The sequence below is a fragment of the Plantactinospora sp. A48 genome, from assembly GCF_055793945.1.
In genome coordinates, this window is sequence record NZ_JBTIXF010000076.1 from 1 (window position 1) to 21,352 (window position 21,352).

General features: G+C 72.6%; 20 protein-coding genes. 13 read left to right on the forward strand and 7 right to left on the reverse strand.

What is annotated here, in order from left to right; translation table 11 throughout:
- Positions 1-335: 335 nt before the first annotated feature.
- Positions 336-1,475: a class I SAM-dependent methyltransferase gene (locus ACXN5W_RS26725; protein ID WP_473161149.1), complete on the reverse strand. Its 1,140-nt coding sequence runs from the start codon at positions 1,473-1,475 to the stop codon at positions 336-338.
- A gap of 353 nt (positions 1,476-1,828) precedes the next feature.
- Between ACXN5W_RS26725 and ACXN5W_RS26730 the strand changes: the two genes are divergently transcribed.
- From ACXN5W_RS26730 to ACXN5W_RS26750, 5 genes are all read left to right on the forward strand, one after another.
- On the forward strand, positions 1,829-2,068 hold the full coding sequence (locus tag ACXN5W_RS26730) for a DUF5522 domain-containing protein (RefSeq protein ID WP_473161150.1): 240 nt from the start codon (positions 1,829-1,831) through the stop codon (positions 2,066-2,068).
- A 610-nt stretch (positions 2,069-2,678) separates the two neighbouring features.
- Entirely contained in the window at positions 2,679-3,251 is a 573-nt protein-coding gene (locus ACXN5W_RS26735; protein ID WP_473161151.1) for a copper resistance CopC family protein, read from the forward strand.
- A 120-nt stretch (positions 3,252-3,371) separates the two neighbouring features.
- Positions 3,372-4,520 (forward strand): serine hydrolase domain-containing protein, encoded by a 1,149-nt coding sequence (locus ACXN5W_RS26740; RefSeq protein ID WP_473161152.1) that lies wholly within the window; start codon positions 3,372-3,374, stop codon positions 4,518-4,520.
- A gap of 109 nt (positions 4,521-4,629) precedes the next feature.
- The gene (gene lhgO, locus ACXN5W_RS26745; protein ID WP_473161153.1) at positions 4,630-5,814 is read left to right on the forward strand and encodes an L-2-hydroxyglutarate oxidase; all 1,185 of its coding nucleotides are present in this window, start codon (positions 4,630-4,632) and stop codon (positions 5,812-5,814) included.
- 207 nt (positions 5,815-6,021) lie between these two features.
- Positions 6,022-6,570 (forward strand): hypothetical protein, encoded by a 549-nt coding sequence (locus ACXN5W_RS26750; RefSeq protein ID WP_473161154.1) that lies wholly within the window; start codon positions 6,022-6,024, stop codon positions 6,568-6,570.
- A 27-nt stretch (positions 6,571-6,597) separates the two neighbouring features.
- Here the strand turns inward: ACXN5W_RS26750 and ACXN5W_RS26755 are convergent, their stop codons facing one another.
- Positions 6,598-7,290 carry an iron-dependent transcriptional repressor DtxR gene (locus ACXN5W_RS26755; protein ID WP_473161155.1) on the reverse strand — a complete coding sequence of 231 codons (693 nt, stop codon included), beginning with the start codon at positions 7,288-7,290 and terminating at the stop codon, positions 6,598-6,600.
- A gap of 154 nt (positions 7,291-7,444) precedes the next feature.
- Here ACXN5W_RS26755 and ACXN5W_RS26760 point away from each other — a divergent pair, with 154 nt between their 5' ends.
- The 3 genes from ACXN5W_RS26760 (at position 7,445) to ACXN5W_RS26770 (ending at position 12,264) form a co-directional block, all read left to right on the forward strand.
- On the forward strand, positions 7,445-8,308 hold the full coding sequence (locus tag ACXN5W_RS26760) for a sulfurtransferase (protein WP_473161156.1): 864 nt from the start codon (positions 7,445-7,447) through the stop codon (positions 8,306-8,308).
- A gap of 72 nt (positions 8,309-8,380) precedes the next feature.
- The gene (locus ACXN5W_RS26765; RefSeq protein WP_473161157.1) at positions 8,381-9,562 is read left to right on the forward strand and encodes an acetoin utilization protein AcuC; all 1,182 of its coding nucleotides are present in this window, start codon (positions 8,381-8,383) and stop codon (positions 9,560-9,562) included.
- Positions 9,563-9,567: 5 nt separating this feature from the next.
- Positions 9,568-12,264, forward strand: coding sequence for a bifunctional acetate--CoA ligase family protein/GNAT family N-acetyltransferase (locus ACXN5W_RS26770; RefSeq protein ID WP_473161158.1), 2,697 nt, complete (start codon positions 9,568-9,570; stop codon positions 12,262-12,264).
- A gap of 70 nt (positions 12,265-12,334) precedes the next feature.
- On the opposite strand, the gene ACXN5W_RS26775 is transcribed toward ACXN5W_RS26770, so the two are convergent.
- From ACXN5W_RS26775 to ACXN5W_RS26795, 5 genes are all read right to left on the reverse strand, one after another.
- Complete coding sequence (locus tag ACXN5W_RS26775; protein ID WP_473161159.1) at positions 12,335-12,691, reverse strand: YrdB family protein; 357 nt, start codon at positions 12,689-12,691, stop codon at positions 12,335-12,337.
- Between the two features lie 102 nt (positions 12,692-12,793).
- Positions 12,794-13,783: an RNA polymerase sigma factor SigB gene (gene sigB / locus ACXN5W_RS26780; RefSeq protein ID WP_473161175.1), complete on the reverse strand. Its 990-nt coding sequence runs from the start codon at positions 13,781-13,783 to the stop codon at positions 12,794-12,796.
- A 171-nt stretch (positions 13,784-13,954) separates the two neighbouring features.
- Positions 13,955-14,377, reverse strand: coding sequence for a D-aminoacyl-tRNA deacylase (dtd, locus tag ACXN5W_RS26785; protein ID WP_473161160.1), 423 nt, complete (start codon positions 14,375-14,377; stop codon positions 13,955-13,957).
- A 4-nt stretch (positions 14,378-14,381) separates the two neighbouring features.
- A complete protein-coding gene (locus ACXN5W_RS26790) occupies positions 14,382-15,848 on the reverse strand; it encodes a DUF7782 domain-containing protein (protein ID WP_473161176.1) in 1,467 nt (488 codons plus the stop codon).
- Between the two features lie 148 nt (positions 15,849-15,996).
- Positions 15,997-16,206, reverse strand: coding sequence for a hypothetical protein (locus ACXN5W_RS26795; RefSeq protein WP_473161161.1), 210 nt, complete (start codon positions 16,204-16,206; stop codon positions 15,997-15,999).
- Between the two features lie 683 nt (positions 16,207-16,889).
- Between ACXN5W_RS26795 and ACXN5W_RS26800 the strand changes: the two genes are divergently transcribed.
- The 5 genes from ACXN5W_RS26800 to ACXN5W_RS26820 all read left to right on the forward strand — a co-directional run bounded on the left by ACXN5W_RS26800 (position 16,890) and on the right by ACXN5W_RS26820 (position 21,284).
- Positions 16,890-17,468 carry an HhH-GPD-type base excision DNA repair protein gene (locus ACXN5W_RS26800; protein ID WP_473161162.1) on the forward strand — a complete coding sequence of 193 codons (579 nt, stop codon included), beginning with the start codon at positions 16,890-16,892 and terminating at the stop codon, positions 17,466-17,468.
- Positions 17,469-17,878: 410 nt separating this feature from the next.
- The gene (locus ACXN5W_RS26805) at positions 17,879-18,238 is read left to right on the forward strand and encodes a DUF3099 domain-containing protein (RefSeq protein WP_473161177.1); all 360 of its coding nucleotides are present in this window, start codon (positions 17,879-17,881) and stop codon (positions 18,236-18,238) included.
- Between the two features lie 133 nt (positions 18,239-18,371).
- A complete protein-coding gene (locus tag ACXN5W_RS26810; protein ID WP_473161163.1) occupies positions 18,372-18,650 on the forward strand; it encodes a DUF3039 domain-containing protein in 279 nt (92 codons plus the stop codon).
- A gap of 24 nt (positions 18,651-18,674) precedes the next feature.
- A complete protein-coding gene (locus ACXN5W_RS26815) occupies positions 18,675-19,313 on the forward strand; it encodes a trimeric intracellular cation channel family protein (RefSeq protein WP_473161178.1) in 639 nt (212 codons plus the stop codon).
- 249 nt (positions 19,314-19,562) lie between these two features.
- Positions 19,563-21,284: a DEAD/DEAH box helicase gene (locus ACXN5W_RS26820; RefSeq protein WP_473161164.1), complete on the forward strand. Its 1,722-nt coding sequence runs from the start codon at positions 19,563-19,565 to the stop codon at positions 21,282-21,284.
- The last annotated feature ends 68 nt before the right edge of the window (positions 21,285-21,352 follow it).

Sequence of the window (21,352 nt, forward strand, 5' to 3'; positions counted from 1 at the left end):
CGCTGGAAGGCACCCCTGAACGCCTTCCAGATCGCCTTCGAAGGCCGGCTCACCCCAGCCAACCACTGACCACCTCAACAACCATGATCAGCCGTTAACTTGACAGGCCCGTCAAAGTAACCGGTATTGGCGCTAGGTCATGTCTTCCTCTCGTTTGGGCTTTGGTTTACCGGGTAGCATTTCGGTCTTCCGTGGCCGGATGGCGTTCACCAGTCGTTGCCCTGCTGGGTGGTTGTCGACGACATTGACCATTGGTACTCAGCGGCAGCGTGCGACTGCTGTCGTGCGTCGGCGTTGCTGCGCTGAACCCGCGTCACCGGCTGGTTCAGCGACGCCTATGCGCTGCTGGAACCATCTCGAACATCCAGCCAGGTGGTGGAGGCGGTGCCGTCGGCGGTCGCGCTGTGGCCGGCCACCGCGAATCCGAGCCGCCGGACCTGCTCGGCCGCACCCGGCTTCGACCCACCGAGCGCCTGGTACACGCTGACCAGCAGCCGCCCGCCCGGCTCGACAAGCGTGTCCAGGGCGTGCCGGAGCAGGTCTGCGGTCCGGTTCGCCGGCACCAGATCCAGCAGCACGTGTACGAAGGTGAAGCGCCGCCCGTCCGACGGTCGCCAGTCGATGGCGTTGCCGACGTCAAACCGGTCGGCCCAGTGCGGCAGCCGGGTCCGAGCCAACTCCACCAGGCCGGGTGCGAGGTCCACGCCGTACGGCTCGATCCGCAGTCCTCGTTCGGCGGCCCAGTCGTGGACCGACTCGGCGAGCAGTCCGTTGGCGCAGCCGACGTCGAGGAACGTGCCGTCCCGGTCGATGCCGTCGACGACGATGCTGCGCCGCTCCCGCCACTGCGCCGCGTCGCCGCCGAATCCCGAACCCGCCTGCGGGGTGCCGCCGCGCAGGTACGCCGGTTCCAGCAGCCGCATGTTGTCCGCGTAGTAGCTCGCCTCGTCCTGTTCGACGAACGAGCGGTGGCCGTCGCGTACCGCCATCGCCTCGTCCGGTCGACCGGCGGCGTCAAGCCGGTCGGCGATCTCGGCGGCATCGGCGGTGACCAGCGGGACCCGCGCGTGCGGACGTCGGCCGGTGTACCGGTCGCCGTCCAGCCAGGCATAAACCGTCTCCCCGTCGACCGCGAACGGGTGGATCCGCTGCGGCCGGAATCCGGCGGTGAGCAGCGGGATCCGCAGGCTGGCGTCGAGCAGCCAATGCTCGCCGGGCAGGATGTCCCCGGCCGGCAGGCACACCCCGCCACCGTCGCGCCGGACGCCGGAAACCCCGACGGAGCCGTCGCGAAACCCAGAGGGGACGCCGGAAGCACCAGCGGGGACGTCACGATCCCTGGTTGAGATGTCGGTAGCGCCGGCGGGGACGCCGTCCGGGATGGCGACGCAGGCACCGCCCGGCAGGAAGGGTACGAACACCAGCCGGCGGACGGCGGTCGGGTCCGGATCAGCGTCAATGCGGCGGTAGGCCATCCGGCCAGGATCGCCGACCGGCCACCACCGTCGCCAGGTATTAATCAACGGGTACGCGAGCGCCGCCCGAGGCAGCGGATGATGGCAGCCGGTCGAGGCTCCGCGGTGGGATGTACACCAGCCACCTCATCGGGGTGCTGTGAGGTGGCTGCTGTACATCCCACCGAAGGCATGACCGGGCACGGCCCGACCACCCAGCCCGCCGGACCGGCCGCCCGACCGGTCGACGGACCGTCCGTCCGCCGGACCGGCTGACCGCCCGGCCCGCCTGACCGGCCTGGCCGCCCGGCTGACCGGTCGACGGACCGGTTGCCAGCGCCGAGCAGGCAAACCGGGCTTTCTAGACTGGTTGGATGCCGCCCGAGCGTCGTCCGTTGGCCGACCGGCCGCTGACGGAGCCGCACCCGTCGCGGCTGGTGCCCGACCACCCGGACCGGGAACGGATCCTGGCGGCGCACGCCGCCGCGCTGGCGGCGGGGGAGGCGGGCTACCTCGACCCGGCCAGCGGGCTGTTCGTGCTGACCGCCGGCTTCCTCGCCGATCGCGGCACCTGCTGTGGGCGTGGTTGCCGGCACTGCCCATACGTCACCTGACGGTCCGGTCCGGGCAGCACGCCGATCGAACAGCGCACGACCGGGGCGCCGGCCAGGCCCGAACCGGTGTGACCGAGCCAGTGCCCCTGCATCGAGGTCGGCTCGCAGCGGCCGTCGGTCGTGCGGGCCCACCGATGGGCTTCGGCGGCCCGCACGCGGCGCCCACAAGTTTCGACTGGGTCACCGAACCATCATCCGGGAATGCCCGATTACTGGAAGTGAGTATCAGTCACCCCGCCCATGGCGCCTTCACCGCGCTTTGCAATGCTTCCCTCCAGGCGACAGATACACCACGTAATCAGCGGTCCGGCCCGGAGGATCTGCGCCAAGCATCCCATCGCAGCTCAGCCTCGGTGTCGCCTGGAGGGAAGCATTGCAAAGCGCCGAAGAGGGCAGCAGACGAACCCTTGGAAACGTTACCGAATGTGAGCGGCGTGATGTCTGCCAGCATTGTCACCCACAGTGTCGAGAATTAGCGCCGACGTCGGCTCATCGACCCGGCAAACCATCCCGGACGCCCACGCTGGGACAGCGGCGGCAGCGGTAAGCGGGTGATGATATCGGCGTGCTGCGGAGTTTTCCGACGGGTGGGACGCGCCGGGTGACCGCAATGGTCCTCGTACTGTGTGCCATCGCCACATCGTTGCTGTTTGGTCCTGTCGCGACGCCGGCATGGGCGGGTGTGGAGATCATCCAGACCTATCCAGCGGCCGGCTCGACCATCGCCGAACGGGTCGAGGAGGTCGGGATCAGCTTCGCCAATCCGGTGGCCGCCGAGCTGTCCGACCTGGTGGTCGAGGGCTCCGACGGCCAAAGGTACGACGACGAACCGCTCAGCGTGGTGGCGGGCAGGAACGCCATCCAGCCGGTTCCTCCGCTGCCCGCCGGCTCGTACCTGGTGCGATGGGCCGCCGGGAGAATTCCGGATGACGTGGGCCGGGGCGAGTTCCGGTTCACCGTGGCGGACTGGACAGAGAAGCCGACGCCAACTCACAAGACGCCGGGCCCTTGGGACGGGAGCCCGTCCGCGGCGGTTCCCCGGCAGTCCGGTCACGTCGGCACGATGGTCTGCCTTGGAGCGGCCCTCCTCGGAATAATCCTCTTCGTACTGCTCATCCGCAGCCGCTACAAGCGGGAGATGGATCGTCCATGGCTCCCGCCAGGCCCCGGGTTGGACCGGTAGACGGCTCCGCGACGCGGACCGGACCCGGACGGCCCGTGAGCAGGAACCGGGCGGACCGATGATTTCTGGCCCCCCGAAAGGTCGGCATCACCGGGGCGACCACGGGAAGAGGAAGACGACATGACGGACCTGCACGGCCTGCTGGCCGGATACGTAGCCGACGGCTCGCTCCCGGGCGCGGTGGCGCTGCTGGCCAGCGGTGACCGGGTCGAGGTGACCGCCGTGGGCTCGGTCGATGTCGAGGGCACCGCGCCGATGGCCCGGGACAGCATCTTCCGGATCGCCTCGCTCACCAAGCCGATCACCGCGGCCGCACTGCTGATGCTGGTCGAGGACGGCGTGCTGGGGTTGGATGATCCGATCGGGCGCTGGCTGCCGGAGCTGGCCGAGCCGGTGGTGGTGCGTACCCCGAGCAGCCCGGTCGACGACGTGGTGCCGGCGAACCGGCCGATCACCGTCCACGACCTGCTCACCTCGACCGCCGGCTGGGGATTCGCCTCCGACTTCACGCTGCCGGCGGTGCAGCGGCTGTTTCCGGTGCAGCGGGACGGTCGTGAGGTGCAGACCTTTCCGGACCTGGACACCTGGCTGGCCGAGTTGGCCGAGGTGCCGCTGGTCCACCAGCCGGGCGAGGGCTGGTTGTACGACACCTGCTCGGCGTTGCAGGGTGCGTTGATCGCCCGGACCGCCGGCCGGTCGCTGCCGGACTTCCTGGCCGACCGGGTGTGCGGCCCGTTGGGCATGACCGACACGGCGTTCGAGGTGCCGGCCGAGCGGCGGGGCCGGTTCACCAGCTTCTACAAGGTCGACCCGGACGGTGAGCTGAGGTTGGCCGACCCGCCGGAGGGGCAGTGGAGCACCCGGCCGGCGTTCCCGCTGGGCTCCGGCGGCCTGGTCGGCACCGTCGACGACTGGCTCGCATTCGCCCGGATGCTGCTGGCCGGCGGAACGGCCGCGGACGGGCGCCGGGTGCTGTCGACGGAGTCGGTGCGGCTGATGACCACCGATCACACCACCCCCGCACAGCGGGAGCTGGGCAAGCTGTTCCTGCGGGGCCAGGGCTGGGGGATGGGTGGCTCGGTCGACATCGCCTCGATCGACGAGTGGAACGTGCCCGGCCGGTACGGCTGGGTGGGCGGCACCGGCACGTCGGCCTACCTGGTGCCGGCCACCGGCGCGGTGGCCATCCTGTTCACCCAGGTCGGCGTGGACAGCCCGAAGCCCCTGGACTGGCTGTACGACTTCTGGCGCTACGCGGCCCGCGCCTGACCGCGGGGTGGCGGGCTCACCGGTGGCCCGCGCCTGACCGCCGGGCGGCCGGCTCACCGGTGGCCCGCGCCTGACCGCCGGACGGTCGGCCCGCCGGTAGTGTCGACCGATGACCAGGTACGTGGTGGTCGGCGGCGGGATCGTGGGGCTCGCGACCGCGTACCGCATCGTGACCGACCGGCCCGGCGCCGAGGTGACCGTGCTGGAGAAGGAGCCCACCCTCGGCGCGCACCAGACCGGGCACAACTCCGGGGTGATCCACGCCGGTGTCTACTACCGGCCGGGCAGCCTGAAGGCCCGGCTGTGCCACGCCGGACGCCGGTCCATGCTGGACTTCTGCGCCGAGCACGGCATCCCGACCCGGGTGTGCGGCAAGCTCATCGTCGCGGTCGAGCCGGCCGAACTGCCGGGGCTGCGCGCGTTGCACGAGCGGGCTGGCGCGAACGGCCTGCCGGTCCGGCTCGTCGGCCCGGCCGAGGCCCGGGAGCACGAGCCGCAGGTCCGGTGCGCGGGCGCGCTGTGGGTGCCGCCGACGGCCATCGTCGACTTCCGGTCCGTCTGTGCCACCCTGGGCCGGTTGCTGGCGGCGGCCGGCGCGCGGGTCGGCACCGGCCTCCGGGTCACCGGCGTCCACCCCGAACCCCGGATGATCACGGTACGGACCACCGCCGGCGACGTGCCGGCGGACGTCCTGGTCAACTGCGCGGGACTGCACGCCGACCGGATCGCCGAGCTGGCCGGGATCGTGCCGCCGGCCCGGATCGTGCCGTTCCGGGGCGAGTACCACGAGCTGCGACCGGAGCGACGGGAGCTGGTACGTGGGCTGATCTACCCGGTGCCCGATCCGCGTTTCCCGTTCCTCGGGGTGCACCTGACCCGCATGATCGACGGCAGCGTCCACGCCGGCCCGAACGCGGTGCTGGCACTGGCCCGGGAGGGCTACTCGTGGCGTCGGGTGGTGCCCCGGGACGTGCTGGACCTCGGGACGTACCCGGGATTGTGGCGGTTGGCCCGCCGGCACCTGCGGTACGGCCTGGCCGAGGCGGCCCGCTCGGTGTCCCGGCGGCGGTTCGCGGCCAGCCTGGCCCGGCTGGTTCCGGCGATCACCCTCGACGACCTGCGGCCGGCCGGCGCCGGCGTCCGGGCTCAGGCCGTCGGCCGGGACGGCAGGCTGATCGACGACTTTCTGATCGTGCGCGCGGACCGCCAGGTACACGTGCTCAACGCGCCGTCCCCGGCCGCCACCAGCTCACTGGAGATCGCGAAGCACATCGTGGCGGACCTTCCCGGCTGAACCCGGTCAGACCGAGCGGAATCCGCCCGGCCCGCGCGTGGCGGAACAGCCCGCGCCGTACCAGGATGGGCCGGTCGGACCCGGGGCGGCCCGGCCATGGTGCCATTCTCGCGGTGCGGCCCGTTCTCGACCGGGTTGACCGCTTCCGTGCGGCCGGTCGGTGCCAGTACGGTGTGCGACGGACCGACGCGGGAAGGGGAGATGGCCGTGCGCGCGCGAGCGAGCCTGATCGGTGCCGGGTTGCTGGCGCTGGCCGGCTGCGGATCGGACGCGGCGGTTGACGAGCCGCCCCCACCGCCGCCGCCGACCGTGGTCGGCCTGCCGGCGGGGAGCGCCGGCGGTGCCTGCACGCTGCTGGACTTCGGCGTGGTGACCCAGGTGCTCGGCGTGTCGTTCGACGTGGCCGGGGCGAACGAGGCGAAGGGTGCCCAGGGGTGCGTGCTGCGTTCGGCCGACGAACCGCTGCCGAACCTGGCGCTGACGGTCGCCCGGACCAGCGCGGACACCACGATCTTCAAGAGTTCGGCGGTGCCGCGCGGTGGCCGTACCGTCCCGGGTCTGGGTCGGGCGGCCTACCGGTTCGGCTCGGCGCCGGCGAAGGACCGACCGGCCACCATGGAGATCGGCTGGCTGAGCCGGGACGGCCGGATCGTCACGGTCCGCTACTCGGGCGCCCCGGAGGACGACCAGGCCACGGTCGAGGACCAGGCATCCAACCTGGTGGAGCTGGCCAAGCAGGTCGAGAAGCGCCGCTGAGGCCCACCGCCGCGGCCTCCCGGCGGGTCAGTGGGCGGCGACGAAGACCCGCGAGGCGACCTCGCGGGGCAACCGGATCTTGTCGCCGGACCGGTCGATGGTCACCCCGTCCCGCTCCTGTTCGACGGTGACGGTGGCGCCCGGGTCGACCCCGGCGGCGTGCAGCTGGCGCAGCACGTCGACGTTGGTCTGCACGCTCTCGCAGATCCGCCGGACGGTCACCGTGCCGCTGAGACCGGGAAAGACCAGGTTGCGCTCGACCTCGGCGACCGGCTGCGCGGCGCCGACCGGCCGCGAGTCGTCCAGCGCGTCCAACCCGGGGATGGGATTGCCGTACGGCGACCGGGTGGGCCGGTTGAGCAGCTCGTAGACCTTCCGCTCCACGGAGTCGCTCATCACGTGCTCCCAGCGGCAGGCCTCGTCGTGGGCGTCCTCGTACGGCAGACCGATGACGTTGACCAGCAGCAGCTCGGCGAGCCGGTGCTTGCGCATCACCGAGACGGCGCTCGCCCGACCGGCCGCGGTGAGCTGCAGGTGCCGGTCGTCCTCCAGGGTGAGCAACCCGTCGCGCTCCATCCGGGCGACCGTCTGGCTCACCGTCGGACCGCTCTGCCGCAGCCGCTCGGCGATCCGGGCGCGCAGCGCCGGCACACCCTCCTCCTCCAGCTCGAGGATGGTGCGCAGGTACATCTCGGTGGTGTCAACCAGATCATGTTTCATCGGTGCCTCCACTTCCCGGAGGCGTATCCACACTCAGCCGTGTCGACCCGTTCACGTCAGGTGTCCTCCCGACTGTCGATGTTACCTCGCGGCGGAACCGGCAGACGCGCCGCGACGGCCGCCGACCGGTACCGCATGGTGTTGACTGGACGCCATGTCCGGAACGGATGATCTCCTGGTTGCCCCATCCGACCTCGCCACGGAACTCGCGGGCGGCGACCCGCCGACCCTGCTGGACGTGCGCTGGCGGCTGGTCGGGCCGCCCGGCCGGGACGACTACCTCGCCGGTCACCTGCCGGGTGCCGTCTTCGTGGACCTGGACTCCGCGCTGTGCGGTCCGCCGGGCGTCGGCGGACGGCATCCGCTGCCCGACCCGGCGACCCTCCAGGTCGCCCTGCGGGCCGCCGGGGTACGCGAGGGCCACCCGGTGGTGGTCTACGACGGTGGGGACGGCCTGGCCGCGGCCCGCGCCTGGTGGACGCTTCGCTGGGCCGGCCACCGGCCGGTACGCGTCCTCGCCGGCGGCTACCCGGCCTGGGTCGGTGCGGGGCGACCCATTGGTACCGAGGTCCCGGAGCCGGAGCCGGGGGACCTGACCGTGCGGCCCGGCGGGCTGCCGGTGCTCGACGCCGGGGCCGCCGCCCGACTCGCCGGGGGCGACGGGGTTCTGGTCGACGTGCGGACGCCGGAACGCTACCGGGGCGAGACCGAGCCGATCGACCCGATCGCCGGGCACGTGCCGGGTGCGGTGAACCTGCCGGTCGGTGACCTGCTGGCCGGGCCGGGCCAACCCCGGCCGGCCGACGAACTGCGGTCCCGGTTCGCGGCGGCCGGCGTCGACCCCGGGGTACCCGTCGGCGCGTACTGCGGGTCGGGGGTGACGGCCGCGCAGGCGGTGCTGGCGTTGCACGTGGCGGGCCGGACCGACGCGGCGCTGTACGTGGGGTCGTGGAGTGACTGGATCGGCGACCCGGCCCGGACCGTGGCGACCGGTCCGGGCGAGGCGTCCGGTTCGTGAACCCGAGACCCGCCCGCGGATCCACCGACCGCCGACCGGGTCCCGGACCGGTCAACGTGCGAAAATGGTGCCATGTCGGACGGCACGGTGGTGGTGTGGGACGAGCGCCTGCTGACGTACGACCTGGGTGAACACCCACTCGACCCGGTGCGGGTCGAACTGACCATGGCGCTGGCCCGCGAACTCGGCATCCTGGATCGGCCGGGCGTCCGGATGGTCACCCCGGAGCCGGCCGACGACGCCCTGCTGACCCGGGTTCACCGGCCGGACTACCTGGACGCGGTCCGGGCCGCGTCGCGGGACCCGTTCTTCACCGGGTTCGGAATGGGCACCGCCGACAACCCGGTCTTCGCCGGCATGCACGATTCGAGCGCCCTGATCGCCGGGGCCAGTGTCGCGGCGGCCGAGGCGGTGTGGCGCGGCGAGGCCCGGCGGGCGGTGAACGTCGCCGGTGGCCTGCACCACGCCATGCCCGACCGCGCCTCGGGGTTCTGTGTCTACAACGACCCGGCCGTGGCCATCGCCCGGCTGCTCGACTCCGGCGCCGAACGGATCGCGTACGTCGACATCGACGTACATCATGGCGACGGGGTGCAGCACATCTTCTACGACGATCCACGGGTGCTCACGGTCAGCCTGCACGAGACGCCGTTGGCGCTGTTCCCCGGCACCGGTTTCCCGGACGAGACCGGCGGTCCGGGGGCCGAGGGCGGCGCCGTCAACCTGCCACTGCCGCCGGGCACCGGCGACGCCGGTTGGCACCGCGGGTTCGCCGCGGTCGTCCCGTCGGTGCTGCGGGCGTTCCGGCCGCAGGTGCTGGTCACCCAGTGCGGCGCCGACGGCCACCGGCTGGACCCGCTGGCCGACCTGCGGCTGTCCGTGGACGGCCAGCGGGCCGCTTACCTGGCCCTGCGGGACCTGGCCGAGGAACTGTGCGACGGGCGCTGGGTGGCGTTCGGCGGCGGCGGGTACGCGCTGGTCGAGGTGGTGCCGCGGGCCTGGACGCACCTGCTCGCCGTGCTCACCGGTGAGCCCGTCGAACCGGCCCGGCTCACCCCGCCGGGCTGGCGGGACCTGGCCCGGGAGCGCCGGCCGGACCGCGAGGTGCCGTTGCGGATGACCGACGACGCGGATCCGGCGTACGAGCCGTGGCAGCCGGGTGGCGAACCCGACGCGGTGGACCGGGCCATCATGGCCACCCGCAGGGCGGTGTTCCCGCTGCACGGTCTCGATCCGCACGACCCCCGGGACTGAGTCGGATGACCGTGCCGGACCGGTCGGCGGATGTACTGCTCACCGACGGTTCCACCGTCCACCTGCGGCAGATCGAGCCGGCCGACGCGCCCGCGATCGTCGCCATGCACTCGCGGTTCTCGGAACGCACCCGCTACCTGCGGTACTTCTCGCCGTACCCGCGCATCCCCGATCGGGACCTGGCCCGGTTCGTGACCGTCGACCACCACGACCGGGAGGCGTTCGTGGTCGCCGCCGGAAACCGCATCCTGGCGGTCGGCCGGTACGAGCGGCTGGGGCCGGACGCGCCCGACGCCGAGGTGGCATTCGTGGTGGAGGACGCGCACCAGGGCCGGGGCATCGGCTCGGTGCTGCTGGAACACCTGGCCGAGGCGGCCCGCCAGGAGGGGATCGCCAGTTTCGTGGCCGAGGTGCTGCCGACCAACGGCGCGATGCTGCGGGTCTTCGCCGACTTCGGGTACCAGGTCCAGCGGCAGTACGCGGACGGCGTGGTGCACCTGACGTTCCCGATCGCCCCGACCGAGCGGTCCCTGGCGGTGCAGCGGCGCCGGGAGCACCGTACCGAGGCCCGTTCGATCGCCCGGTTGCTCGCACCCCGGGCCGTGGCCGTCTACGGCGCCAGCACCACGGGCCAGGGTGTCGGGGCGGCCCTGCTCGGTCACCTGCGCGACGGCGGGTACCCCGGGACGGTCGTACCGGTGCATCCGAGCGCGACGACGGTGGCCGGGCTGCCGGCGTACCGGCGGGCGGTGGACGCCGGGACCGCGATGGACCTGGCGGTGGTCGCGGTGGCCGCCGAGGCGGTGCCGGAGGTCCTGCGGGACGCGGTGGCCGCCGGTACGCACGGCCTGGTGGTGGTCTCGGGTGGCTTCGCCGAGACCGGCCCGGCGGGCGAGCTGGCCCAGCGGGACCTGGTCCGGGCCGCGCACGACGCCGGCATGCGGGTGGTCGGCCCGAACTGCCTGGGCATCGCCAACACCGACGGCACGGTACGGCTGAACGCCACCCTCGCGCCCCGGCTGCCGTCACCCGGTCGGGTCGGGCTGTTCAGCCAGTCCGGGGTGTTCGGGGTGGCGCTGCTGGCCGAGGCCGACCGGCGGGGTCTGGGCCTGTCGAGCTTCGTCTCCGCCGGCAACCGGGCCGACGTGTCCGGCAACGACCTGTTGCAGTACTGGCGGGACGACCCGGGTACCGATGTCATCCTGCTCTACCTGGAGACCTTCGGTAATCCGCACAAGTTCGCCCGGCTCACCCGGGAGATCGCCCGGACCAAGCCCATCGTCGCCCTCGCCGCCCCACCGGCCGACCCCGGACCGGCCGACCCCGGACCGGCCGACCCCGGATCGGTCGGCTCCGGATCGGTCGGCTCCGGATCGGTCGGCTCCGGATCGGTCGGCTCCGGGCCGGTTGGTTCCGGGCCGGTTGGTTCCGGGCCGGTTGGCGGCGTCCGCCGGGAGGTGGCCGGGCCGGACGCCGCCGCCGTCACGGCGCTGTTCGCACGTTCCGGGGTGGTCCGGGTGGAAACCGTGGCCGAGTTGCTGGACGCGGGAGTGCTGCTGGCCAACCAGCCGCTGCCGGCGGGCCGCCGGATCGGGGTGGTCGGCAACTCCGCCGCGCTGACCCGGCTGGCCGCCACCGCCTGCCGGGCCCGCGGGCTGGCGCTGGCCGACGGCTACCCGGTGGACGTGGGCCCGCTGGCCACCGCGCACGAGTTCGGCGACGCGGTGGCCGACGCCGCCGTACACCCGGGGGTGGACGCGCTGGTGGTGGTGTTCGCGCCGCCGCTACCCGGCCAGCTCCCGGACCAGGACGCGGACTTCGTCTCCGCGCTGACCAGCGTGGCGCTGGCGGGCGACCGCCCGACCGTGGCCACCTACCTGGCCGGTCGGGTGCCGTCCGGTGTGCCGTCGTACCCGTCGGTCGAGGAGGCGGTGCGGGCGCTCGCCCGGATCGTCGAGTACGCCGACTGGCGGCGCCAGCCTCCCGGCGAACTGCCCGAACTGCCCGATGTGGCGGAGGGGATCGCGCGGGCGGCGATCGAGGCGGGCGGGCCGACGATGACCGCGCGACTGCTCGGGGCGTACGGCATCCCGGTCACCCCGTCCGTGCCGGCCGGCACGGCCGACGCGGCGGTGGTGGCGGCCGGCCAGCTCGGCTATCCGGTGGCGGTCAAGTCGGCGCGGCCGGGGCTGCGGCACCGGCTGGACCTCGGCGCCGTCCGGCTGGGGCTGGCCGACGAGGCCGCGTTGCGGGCCGCGTACGCGGAGGTGACCGCCGGCTTCGGGGCGGAGGTCCTGGTCCAGCCGATGGTGCCGGCCGGGGTGGCCTGCGTGGTGGAGACGGTGGTGGACCCGGCGTTCGGCTCGGTCGTCGGCTTCGGACTGGGCGGGCCGGCCACCGAACTGCTCGGTGACCGGGCCTGGCGGGCCGCGCCGCTCACCGACCGGGACGCCGAGGCATTGATCGGGGAGCCCCGGCTGGCGCCGCTGCTGCACGGTTACCGGGGAGCGGCGCCGGTGGACCGGTTCGCGCTGGTCGACCTGCTGCTACGGGTCGGCCGGCTGGTCGACGACCATCCGGCGGTGCGGACGCTGAGTCTCAATCCGGTGCTGGCCCGGCCCGACGGCCTCACCGTGCTGCACGCCGAGGCCACCCTGGACCGCTCGGTGATCCGTCCGGACACCGGCCCCCGCCGCCTGTGACGGGTGAAAGGAAGGGCACCTTGTTATCGCTTTTTGTATAGCAGGGGCCCCTTGTCAACGCCGCCGGGCGTCAGCGGGGGGTCGCCGTGCCATCCGTACCGGTGCCCAGGTGCCAGAGCGCGACCCGGTTGGCGGCGGCCAGCACCGCGAACCCGACGGCGAGGACCGGGTGCCCGGTGAGCAGCAGCGCCAGCGTGGCGCCGCCGAAGACGAGCCACTCGGGCGCCAGCCGGATCGGGTCCCGCAGCGGGTACGTGGCTCGCGGCGCCACGAACAGCCCCCACAGCACCGCCGCGGCGGTGGGCAGCAGGACCACGAGTAGCAGGCGGCTCCAGCCGGACCAGCCGGCGTGCCAGCCGCCGTAGCCGAGTGCGGTCAGCGCGGCCAGCTCCAGCAGGAACCGCAGCGTCAGGTTGACTCCTCGCATGCGGACATCCTGGCCCCCTGACCAGGGGCGTTAAGAAGGGCCCCCTGCTATACGAAAAGCGATAACAAGGGGCCCTTCCTTACTCCTTGCCCGGCGGGCCGTTCAGCCCGCGTACGACTCCAGCCGCTGGGCCCGGGCGGGCTGCCGCAGCTTGGTCAGGGTGACCTTCTCGATCTGCCGGATCCGCTCGCGGGACAGCCCGAACTCGCGTCCCACCTCGTCCAGCGTCCGCTGCCGGCCGTCGTCCAGGCCGAACCGCAACCGGATGACCGCCTGCTCGCGCTGGGAGAGGGTGGCCAGCACGATCTCCACCTCGTCCCGGAGCTGGCCGTTCGCGGCGGTCTCCGGCTGTTCCCCGGGGCCGGTGGCGGCGACGAAGTCACCCAGGGCGCTCTCGCCGTCCTCACCGACCGTCTGGTCCAGGCTCACCGGTTCCCGGTCGAACGAGATCAGCTCGATGATCTGGAACTCCGGCACCCCGAGCGCCACCGCGACCTCCGCCACCGTGGGTTCGCGGCCCAGCGCGACCGACAGGTCCCGGCGGGCCCGGACCATCCGGTTCACCTGCTCGACCATGTGTACGGGGATGCGGATGGTGCGGGCCTGGTCGGCCATGGCCCGGGTGATGGCCTGGCGGATCCACCAGGTGGCGTAGGTGGAGAACTTGTAGCCCTTGGTGTAGTCGAACTTCTCGACCGCGCGGATCAGGCCGAGGTTGCCCTCCTGGATCAGGTCGAGGAAGGCCATCCCGCGGCCCGTGTACCGCTTGGCGATGCTGACCACCAGCCGCAGGTTCGCCTCCAGCAGGTGGTTCTTGGCGGCCCGACCCTCGGCGACGACGATGCCGAGTTCGCGCCGGTCCGCCGCGCCGGCCGGATCCATGGCCAGCTTCTCGGCGGCGTACAGGCCGGCCTCGATCCGCTTGGCGAGCTCGACCTCCTGCGCGGCGGTGAGCAGCTTGGTCCGGCCGATGCCGTTGAGGTACGCCCGGACCAGGTCGGCGGACACCCCCCGGTCATCGGCGGCGTCCAGGTCCGGCAGCGCCGGCTGGTCATCCAGGTCCGTGGCGGCCGGCTGCTGCTCTGCTGCGATCAGGTGCGGAACCACCGAAGTCGCCTCCCCGCGTCGACGTGTGGCGTTGCTGTCGGCGACGCGATCGCGCCGCACAAGAACAGCTTGCCGATCGGGGCGTTAAGCGGTGGTGAGGTCCGGTCCGAGTCCGATCCGCGCGGCAACCGTCGGCAACCGTCGGGGACCGTCGGGTCACAACTCCAGCAGGACGGTCCGGGGGCCAACGTTGACGCTCTCGACGAGCATGTGTGCACGGAACCGGCCGGTTTCGACGGTGGCGCCGCGAGCCCGTAGCGCCGTGGCGAACTCCGCCACCAGCGGCTCGGCCACCTCGGCGGGGGCGGCAGCCGTCCAACTCGGCCGGCGACCCTTGCGAGCGTCGCCGTAGAGGGTGAACTGGCTGACCACCAGGAGCGGGGCACCGACATCGGCCGCCGATCGTTCCTCGTCGAGGATGCGCAGCTCGTACACCTTCCGGGCCATCGTCGCGGCGGTGGCCGCGGTGTCGGTGTGGGTGACGCCGAGCAGCACCAGCAGGCCGTCGCCGATCGCGCCGACCCGCTCGCCGGCCACCGTCACGCTGGCCCGGCTGACCGTCTGGACGACCGCCCGCACCGGCTCAGCCCACCGGGAGGATCAGGCCGCGCTCCACCAGGTGCGCGACGATGGGCCCGGCCGCGTCCGCAAGATCACTTTCCGGTACGTCGTGCGCCGCGGCCAGCAGCGCGAGCTGCTCGCTCAGCGCCACCCGGCCGTCACAGCCGCCCACGAGCGCCAGCACCAGCGGATCGACCTCCTCGGACCAGCGCAGCCCACGGGACATGGTGAGGACCTGCCGGTCCACCGCCCAGCCCTCGTCGCCCATGGTGGCCTCCTGATCCAGCCGCACGCCCTCGGCGAGCCGGTAGCGGGCGGCCAGCAGTTCGGCGGTGGAGTGCGTGGCCAGCCAGTCCTGCCGGTCGAACCAGGCCGCGATCTGGTCGCCCATCGGTGGTTCGACGGACTGCCGCAGGTCCTCGATCCGGACCACGGGATCGGCCCGCCCGGCGCGGCGCAGGGTGATGAGCCCGAAGCCGATCGCCGTCACCTTGTGCGCGTCGAACCAGTCCAACCAGGAATCCGCCCGGTCCGGGTCAGCCGCCTCGCTGGCGTCGGACAGCCACAGGTTGACGTACGCCATGGGGTCGGCCACCTCCCGCTGGATCACCCAGGCGTCCAGCCCGGTGCCGGCGACCCAGCCGGCGACCCGGTCGGCCCAGTCCTCGCCGGCGACGTGGACCCAGTTGGCGAGGTACTGCATGGTGCCGTTCTCGGTGAGCAGGTCCGGCGCGGCGGCGGCGAGTTCGGCGGCGACGCCGTCGCCGACCCGGCCGGAGTCGCGGTAGCTGTGCGTGGTGGTGCCGGGTCCGACCACGAACGGCGGGTTGCTGACCACGAGGTCGAACCGCCGCCCGGCCACCGGCTCGACCAGGTCGCCGCGCAACAGTTCCCAGCGTTGGCCGTTGAGCGCGGCCGTGGTGGCGGCGAAGCGCAGTGCCCGTGGCGACAGGTCGGTGGCGGTCACCGCACCGGCGTGGGTGGACAGGTGCAGCGCCTGCACCCCGGAGCCGGTGCCCAGGTCCAGTGCGGTGCCGACCGGCCGGCGGATCGTGGCCCCGATCAGGGTGTTGGTCGCGCCGCCGACCCCGAGCACGTGCTCGGCCGCGAGCGGCTGGCCGGGTCGGGCACTGGCTGGCACGTCGGAGATCACCCACCAGTCCTGGGCGTACGGTTCCAGATCGACGCCCTGGCGCAGGCCGGCGCCGTGCCGTTCGACGAGCCCGGCCGCGACCGCGTCGGCCAGCGGCAGCGGGGCCAGCGCGGCGGCCACTGCGGCCTCGGATTCGGTACGCGCGCACAGGAACAGCCGGATCAGCGTGGCCAGTGGATCCCGTTCCTCGGTGCCGCGCAGGGCCGCTCGCAGGTCGTTGCGGGCCATGTCGCCGGTTGCCCGTGGGCCGAGCCGCCCGGCGATACCGTCCGACGTGTATCCCGCCGTGCTCAGCGCCGTACGAAGCTGGTCGACACCGGCGGGGGAGAGCAGCATCTCGTCCACCCGGACATCCTGCCTCGCCCGGTCCGGCCGGCCGCCGGCACCCACCGATTTCCGGTAGCGCCCGGCGGGCCGGTTTCGGGCCGGGCACCGGGCGGGCCGGTTTCGGGCCGGGCACCTGGCGGGTTGGCGTCGGGCCGGCTCAGCCGGGGTGGTTGTCCGGGACCCGGTCCTCGACCGGCCCGAACGACCGGTCGGTGGGCAACATGGTCAGTTGGCGGCAGGGCAGTGGATTACCGCACGAGCACCGGCGGCGGAGATAGAGGCCCTTCCGAACCCACCGTGGCCGGTGCCGAGCCGCCAACTCGATGGCGAGCCGGGCGAACTCCGACAGTTCTGGTCTGCGGGTCACCGTTCCTCCCCCGTTGATTCGCGCCGGCAGGCGTTCCCGGCCGTTGTCCGTCGCTGTATACAGAATGCGAGACAATGGCCGGCCGCACAATGTCTATTTTATTACCGAGAGCTGTATCCCGTTCCTGACGATAATTGAGAATTGCTTTTGCGTTGTGCAAGATGCATTCACCGTTCGTCCGAATCGCAGACTGCGCGCCGCAACCCACGTACCGGGCGGCGAGGGTGCACCCGGCGCCGGAGGGTGTAGACGTGCCGGCTTCGGGACTCACCGCGACCGATCAATCGGTACGTTTCTTCCGCGCGGAGGCCCGCCGATTCTGTCCGTCCGCCGACTACCGTCGGTGCCTCGACGATTACCGTTTGCCGGATCCGTCGAGCACGAGTGAGGCCCGCGTGAACCCTTCGGGCAATCGGTGCCGGCCGGTTCACGAGCGCATTTCCGGAGCCGAAGTCCCGTCGACGGGACCGCGTCGCGCAATTGTCAAACTAATGCTTGGCCAGGGATCCGGGCGAACCTGGGAAACCGGTTGCGCGCATCGGAGAGGGGCAGATTTCGTGACCGCCGGTGGGGGTCACCCGGGAGCTTCTCATCCACCATGACTCGCGCCGTTCATCGGTCGTCGGCCCGGGGTGGGCGAGTGTGGCCACGGGTGGGCCCGGCCGGGTGCCAGGATGGACGGCATGGCGCTCTCCCTGCCGATCGATCCCGCGGCGAACGAACTTCTCAACCGGAACGCTCTGGCCCTTGTCCTCGGCATGGTCCTCGACCAGCAGATCCCGCTGGAGAAGGCGTTCTCGTCGCCGTACGTGCTGACCCAGCGGCTCGGGCATGAACCCACGGCCGGGGAACTGGCCGGCTACGACCCGGAGGCGTTGGTGACACTGTTCGCGACCCCGCCGGCCCTGCACCGGTTCCCCAAGGCGATGGCCGAGCGGGTGCAGCAGGTGTGCCGGGTGCTGGTGGAGCGGTACGACGGGGACGCCGCGGGGCTCTGGACCGGGGTGCGGACCGGGCACGAACTGCTGGCCCGGATCGGCGCGCTGCCGGGGTTCGGCCGGCAGAAGGCGCAGATCTTCCTGGCCCTGCTCGGTAAGCGGTTCGACGTGTGCCCGGAAGGCTGGCGGGAGGCGGCCGGGGCGTACGGCGAGGCGGATGCGTACCGGTCGGTCGCCGATATCACCGACGCGGACTCGCTGGCCCGGGTGCGCGCGTACAAGCAGCAGTTGAAGGCGGCGGCCAAGGCCGCCCGCCCGGCCTGACCTGTCGCCGGCCCGGCCCGGCCCGGCCCGGCCTGGCCAGGGCCGCCGGCCCGGTCCGACCTGTCACTGGCCCGATCCGACCCGCTCGGCGAACCCCGACCGTCCATCGCCCGCGCCGGCGCTGGACGGTCGTGCCGTGCCTTCCGTGCCGTCTCGCCGGAGGCTCGCGACCTCCGCCCGTGGGTGGTACGCCAGCGACCTCATCCGGCAGCGCTGAGGTCGGTGGCGTACCACCGAGGGTGGATCGTGGGTGCTGGGCTGCTCCAGGTTCGGGGCCCGGATCCGGACCTGGACCGGTCGCGAATGCCGCAGCGGGGGGTGGGGGAGATGAACAGGGGCCTTCCTCGTGCCCGTGGTCGGGGATGGGCCGAAGGTGGGAGGATGGACGAGCCCCCGAGGAGGACCGCGTGGTGAAGCATCCAGCAACCCGCCCGATACTCATCACCGATGCCAGCCGGAGCCAGGGCGACCAGCTCCACAGCCGGCAGGTGCGGTATGTGGTGATGATGTCGATCCGGGCGCTCTGTCTCGTCGTCGGAGCCGTGCTGATCAACTTCAAGGCGCCCATGCTGTGGCTGTGGCTGCCGCTCTGCCTGGTCGGGATGGTGCTCATTCCGTGGCTGGCCGTCCTGTTGGCCAACGACCGGCCGCCCCGCGAGGAGCACCGGCTGGGCAACCGGCTGCGCCGCGGTGCCCAACCGGAAGAGGCGCCGGTGACGAGCCTCACCGCCGATGAGGGTCCGCACCGCACCATCGACGTCGAACCCTGAACCGGCGCGGTCGACACGGCTGGTCCGTTCGGCGGGACCCGCGTCGCGGGTCGGATCGCCTGGCCCAACAGGCCACCCCGACCGCCCGGAACGCGCTGTGCAGTACCCCCGACTGCCTGGCAGAATATGCGACGTGACCTCACCCGTCGTTCCGGAAACCAGCGGCACCATCCTCGAGCGTCCCGTCGAGCGGCCCCTCGAGCACGGTGACCATGAGCGGTTGTCGCACTACGCCGAGCGAGACAAGATCACCGAGGCGATGGTCCTCGGCACTCCGGTGAAGGCCCTCTGCGGCAAGGTCTGGGTGCCCTCGCGCGATCCGAGCCGGTTCCCGGTGTGCCCGGAGTGCAAGGAGATCTTCGAGGACGACAACCGCTTCTACGACGACCCGAAGGCGGAGTCGGGCGAGTAGTCGCTGGCGCCCCGTCCCCCTGTGGTGCACACCTCCACCGTCCTGCTGATCGCCGACCTGACCGGGGTGGCCGTGTTCGCCGCGTCCGGTGCCTCGGCCGGGGTGGCGAAGCGGCTCGACCTGTTCGGCGTGGTCTTCGTCGGTTTCGTGGCCGCCCTCGGCGGCGGCATCATCCGGGATCTGGTGATCGACAAGCCGCTGCCGCTGGCGTTCGCCGACTGGCGTTACCCGGGCACGGCGGTGATCGCCGCCGGTGCGGTCTTCTGGCTCCACCCTCAGGTGAGCCGGCTGCGTACCACGGTGCTCGTGCTGGATGCCGCCGGTCTCGGGCTGTTCACGGTCACCGGGACCGCCGCCGCCCTCGCCGCCGGCGTCCCGGCCGTGGGCGCCGGTCTGATCGGCATGCTCACCGGCATCGGGGGCGGCCTCGGCCGGGACCTGCTGACCGGCGAGATCCCCGTGGTGTTGCGCCGGGAGATCTACGCGGTGGCCTCCCTCGCCGGCGCGGTGGCGGTCGCCGCGGCCGACCGGCTGGGCGCCGCCGGATCCCTGCCGCTGGTGGGTGCCGCGACGCTCGTCTTCGGCGTACGGCTGATCGCCCTGCGCCGCCGGTGGTCGGCCCCGGTCGCCACGGACCGTCCGGTGACCACCCGGGTCGGCTGATCCGGCCTCCACCCCAGGGGGGCCACCGGCCGGCCGACGACCATCCGAACCGGCTGATCCGACGGCGCTCGGGGACGGCGGCCCGGCGTGATCCGCGTGACTGCTGTGTCGCGTGGGGCCCGCGAAGCCGGCTGGTTATGCTGGGACGGCCTTCGCGCCTCGCCCGGTCGCGAGGGCGTTTTCGTGATCAGCAGGCCAGCCGCCGGTTGCCGCCGTCGGTCGCGCCGCCGGGGATAAGGAGCGTCTCGTTTGGTCGCCGGACCAGTCTCGACGGAAACCTTCCCGGCCCTGCGGGCCTGGCAGCGTAAGGCCCTCGTGCAGTATCTGCGGCGCCGCTCGCCGGACTACACCGCCGTCGCGACGCCGGGCGCCGGCAAGACGACCTTCGCGTTGCGGATCGCCGCGGAACTGCTCGCCGACGGCACCGTCGAGGCGGTCACCGTGGTGGCCCCGACGGAGCACCTCAAGACCCAGTGGTCGCTGGCGGCGGCACGGGTGGGGATCCAGCTCGACGATGCGTTCCGCAACTCCGACCTGCGCTCCTCGGCGGACTTCCACGGCGCGGTGGTCACGTACGCCCAGGTTGGCATGGCCCCGCAGGTGCACCGGCGGCGCACCATGACCCGGCGGACGCTGGTGATCCTGGACGAGATCCACCACGCCGGTGACTCCCGTAGCTGGGGTGACGGCGTGAAGGCCGCCTTCGAGCCCGCGGTACGCCGGTTGATGCTCACCGGAACTCCGTTCCGGTCGGATGAGAATCCCATCCCGTTCGTCGAGTACGAGCGCGGCGACGACGGACTGCTGCGATCCCGGGCCGATTCGGTGTACGGCTACTCCGACGCCCTCCAGGACGGCGTCGTCCGGCCGGTGATCTTCCTCGCCTACTCGGGTGAGACCCGCTGGCGTACCCGGGCCGGTGACGAGCTGGCCGCCCGGTTGGGCGAGCCGATGACCAAGGACCTCGTCGGCCAGGCGTGGCGGACGGCGCTGGATCCGGCGGGGGAGTGGATGCCGCAGGTGCTGCGGGCCGCGGACGCGCGCCTACAGGCCAAGCGGGCCGGTGGGATGGCCGATGCCGGCGGGTTGGTGATCGCCAGCGATCAGACGGCAGCCCGGGCGTACGCCAAGCTGATTGACAAGCTCACCGGACAGCGGCCGGTGGTGGTGCTTTCCGACGACGCCGGGTCGTCCGCCCGGATCGCCGCGTTCGCCGCCTCCGACGAGCGGTGGCTGGTCGCCGTCCGGATGGTCTCCGAGGGCGTCGACATCCCTCGGCTGGCCGTCGGCGTCTACGCCACGAGTGCCTCCACGCCGCTGTATTTCGCCCAGGCCATCGGTCGGTTCGTCCGGGCCCGCCAGCCCGGCGAGACCGCCTCCGTCTTCCTGCCCAGCGTCCCCCACCTGCTCGGACTGGCCAGCGAGATGGAGGCCCAGCGGGACCACGTGCTCGGCAGGCCCAAGAGTTCCGAGGACGGCCTGGACGACAGCCTGCTGGAACGGGCCCAGCGGGACGAGAAGGCCAGCGGCGAGCTGGAGCAGCGCTTCGAGGCGCTGTCGGCCACGGCCGAACTCGATCAGGTGATCTTCGACGGTGCCTCGTTCGGGACCGCCGCCCAGGCCGGCACCCCCGAGGAGGAGGAATATCTCGGCCTGCCCGGTCTGCTGACCGCCGATCAGGTCGCCGTGCTGCTGAACCGGCGCCAGGCCGAGCAGCTGGCCGCCCAGCGACGGGACCGGGCGGGACAACCGGCGGTGCCGCCACCGGCCGCGGCGCCGATGAGTGCCGCGCAGCGTCGGGTGGCGCTGCGCCGCCAGCTGAACACGCTGGTGGCCGCGCACCACCATCGGACGGGGTTGCCGCACGGCAAGATTCACGCCGAGTTGCGGCGGCTCTGCGGGGGGCCGCCCAGCGCCCAGGCGACGATCGAACAACTCGAAGAGCGGATCGCCACCGTACAGACGCTCTGAACGGCACTCGATCCGCACAATTTCGCGTTACCGCCGGTCTGGCCCAATGCCGGACAAATGGCCGAAAA

Bases quoted from the DNA above. Each gene is read 5' to 3' on its own strand.
- ACXN5W_RS26765 (WP_473161157.1), top strand. From the start codon at position 8,381: ATGTCGGACGGCACGGTGGTGGTGTGGGACGAGCGCCTGCTGACGTAC.
- ACXN5W_RS26740 (WP_473161152.1), top strand. From the start codon at position 3,372: ATGACGGACCTGCACGGCCTGCTGGCCGGATACGTAGCCGACGGCTCG.
- ACXN5W_RS26760 (WP_473161156.1), top strand. From the start codon at position 7,445: ATGTCCGGAACGGATGATCTCCTGGTTGCCCCATCCGACCTCGCCACG.
- ACXN5W_RS26725 (WP_473161149.1), bottom strand. From the start codon at position 1,475: ATGGCCTACCGCCGCATTGACGCTGATCCGGACCCGACCGCCGTCCGC.
- ACXN5W_RS26775 (WP_473161159.1), bottom strand. From the start codon at position 12,691: ATGCGAGGAGTCAACCTGACGCTGCGGTTCCTGCTGGAGCTGGCCGCG.
- ACXN5W_RS26770 (WP_473161158.1), top strand. From the start codon at position 9,568: ATGACCGTGCCGGACCGGTCGGCGGATGTACTGCTCACCGACGGTTCC.
- ACXN5W_RS26735 (WP_473161151.1), top strand. From the start codon at position 2,679: ATGGTCCTCGTACTGTGTGCCATCGCCACATCGTTGCTGTTTGGTCCT.
- ACXN5W_RS26730 (WP_473161150.1), top strand. From the start codon at position 1,829: ATGCCGCCCGAGCGTCGTCCGTTGGCCGACCGGCCGCTGACGGAGCCG.
- ACXN5W_RS26800 (WP_473161162.1), top strand. From the start codon at position 16,890: ATGGCGCTCTCCCTGCCGATCGATCCCGCGGCGAACGAACTTCTCAAC.
- ACXN5W_RS26755 (WP_473161155.1), bottom strand. From the start codon at position 7,290: ATGAAACATGATCTGGTTGACACCACCGAGATGTACCTGCGCACCATC.
- ACXN5W_RS26790 (WP_473161176.1), bottom strand. From the start codon at position 15,848: ATGCTGCTCTCCCCCGCCGGTGTCGACCAGCTTCGTACGGCGCTGAGC.
- lhgO (WP_473161153.1), top strand. From the start codon at position 4,630: ATGACCAGGTACGTGGTGGTCGGCGGCGGGATCGTGGGGCTCGCGACC.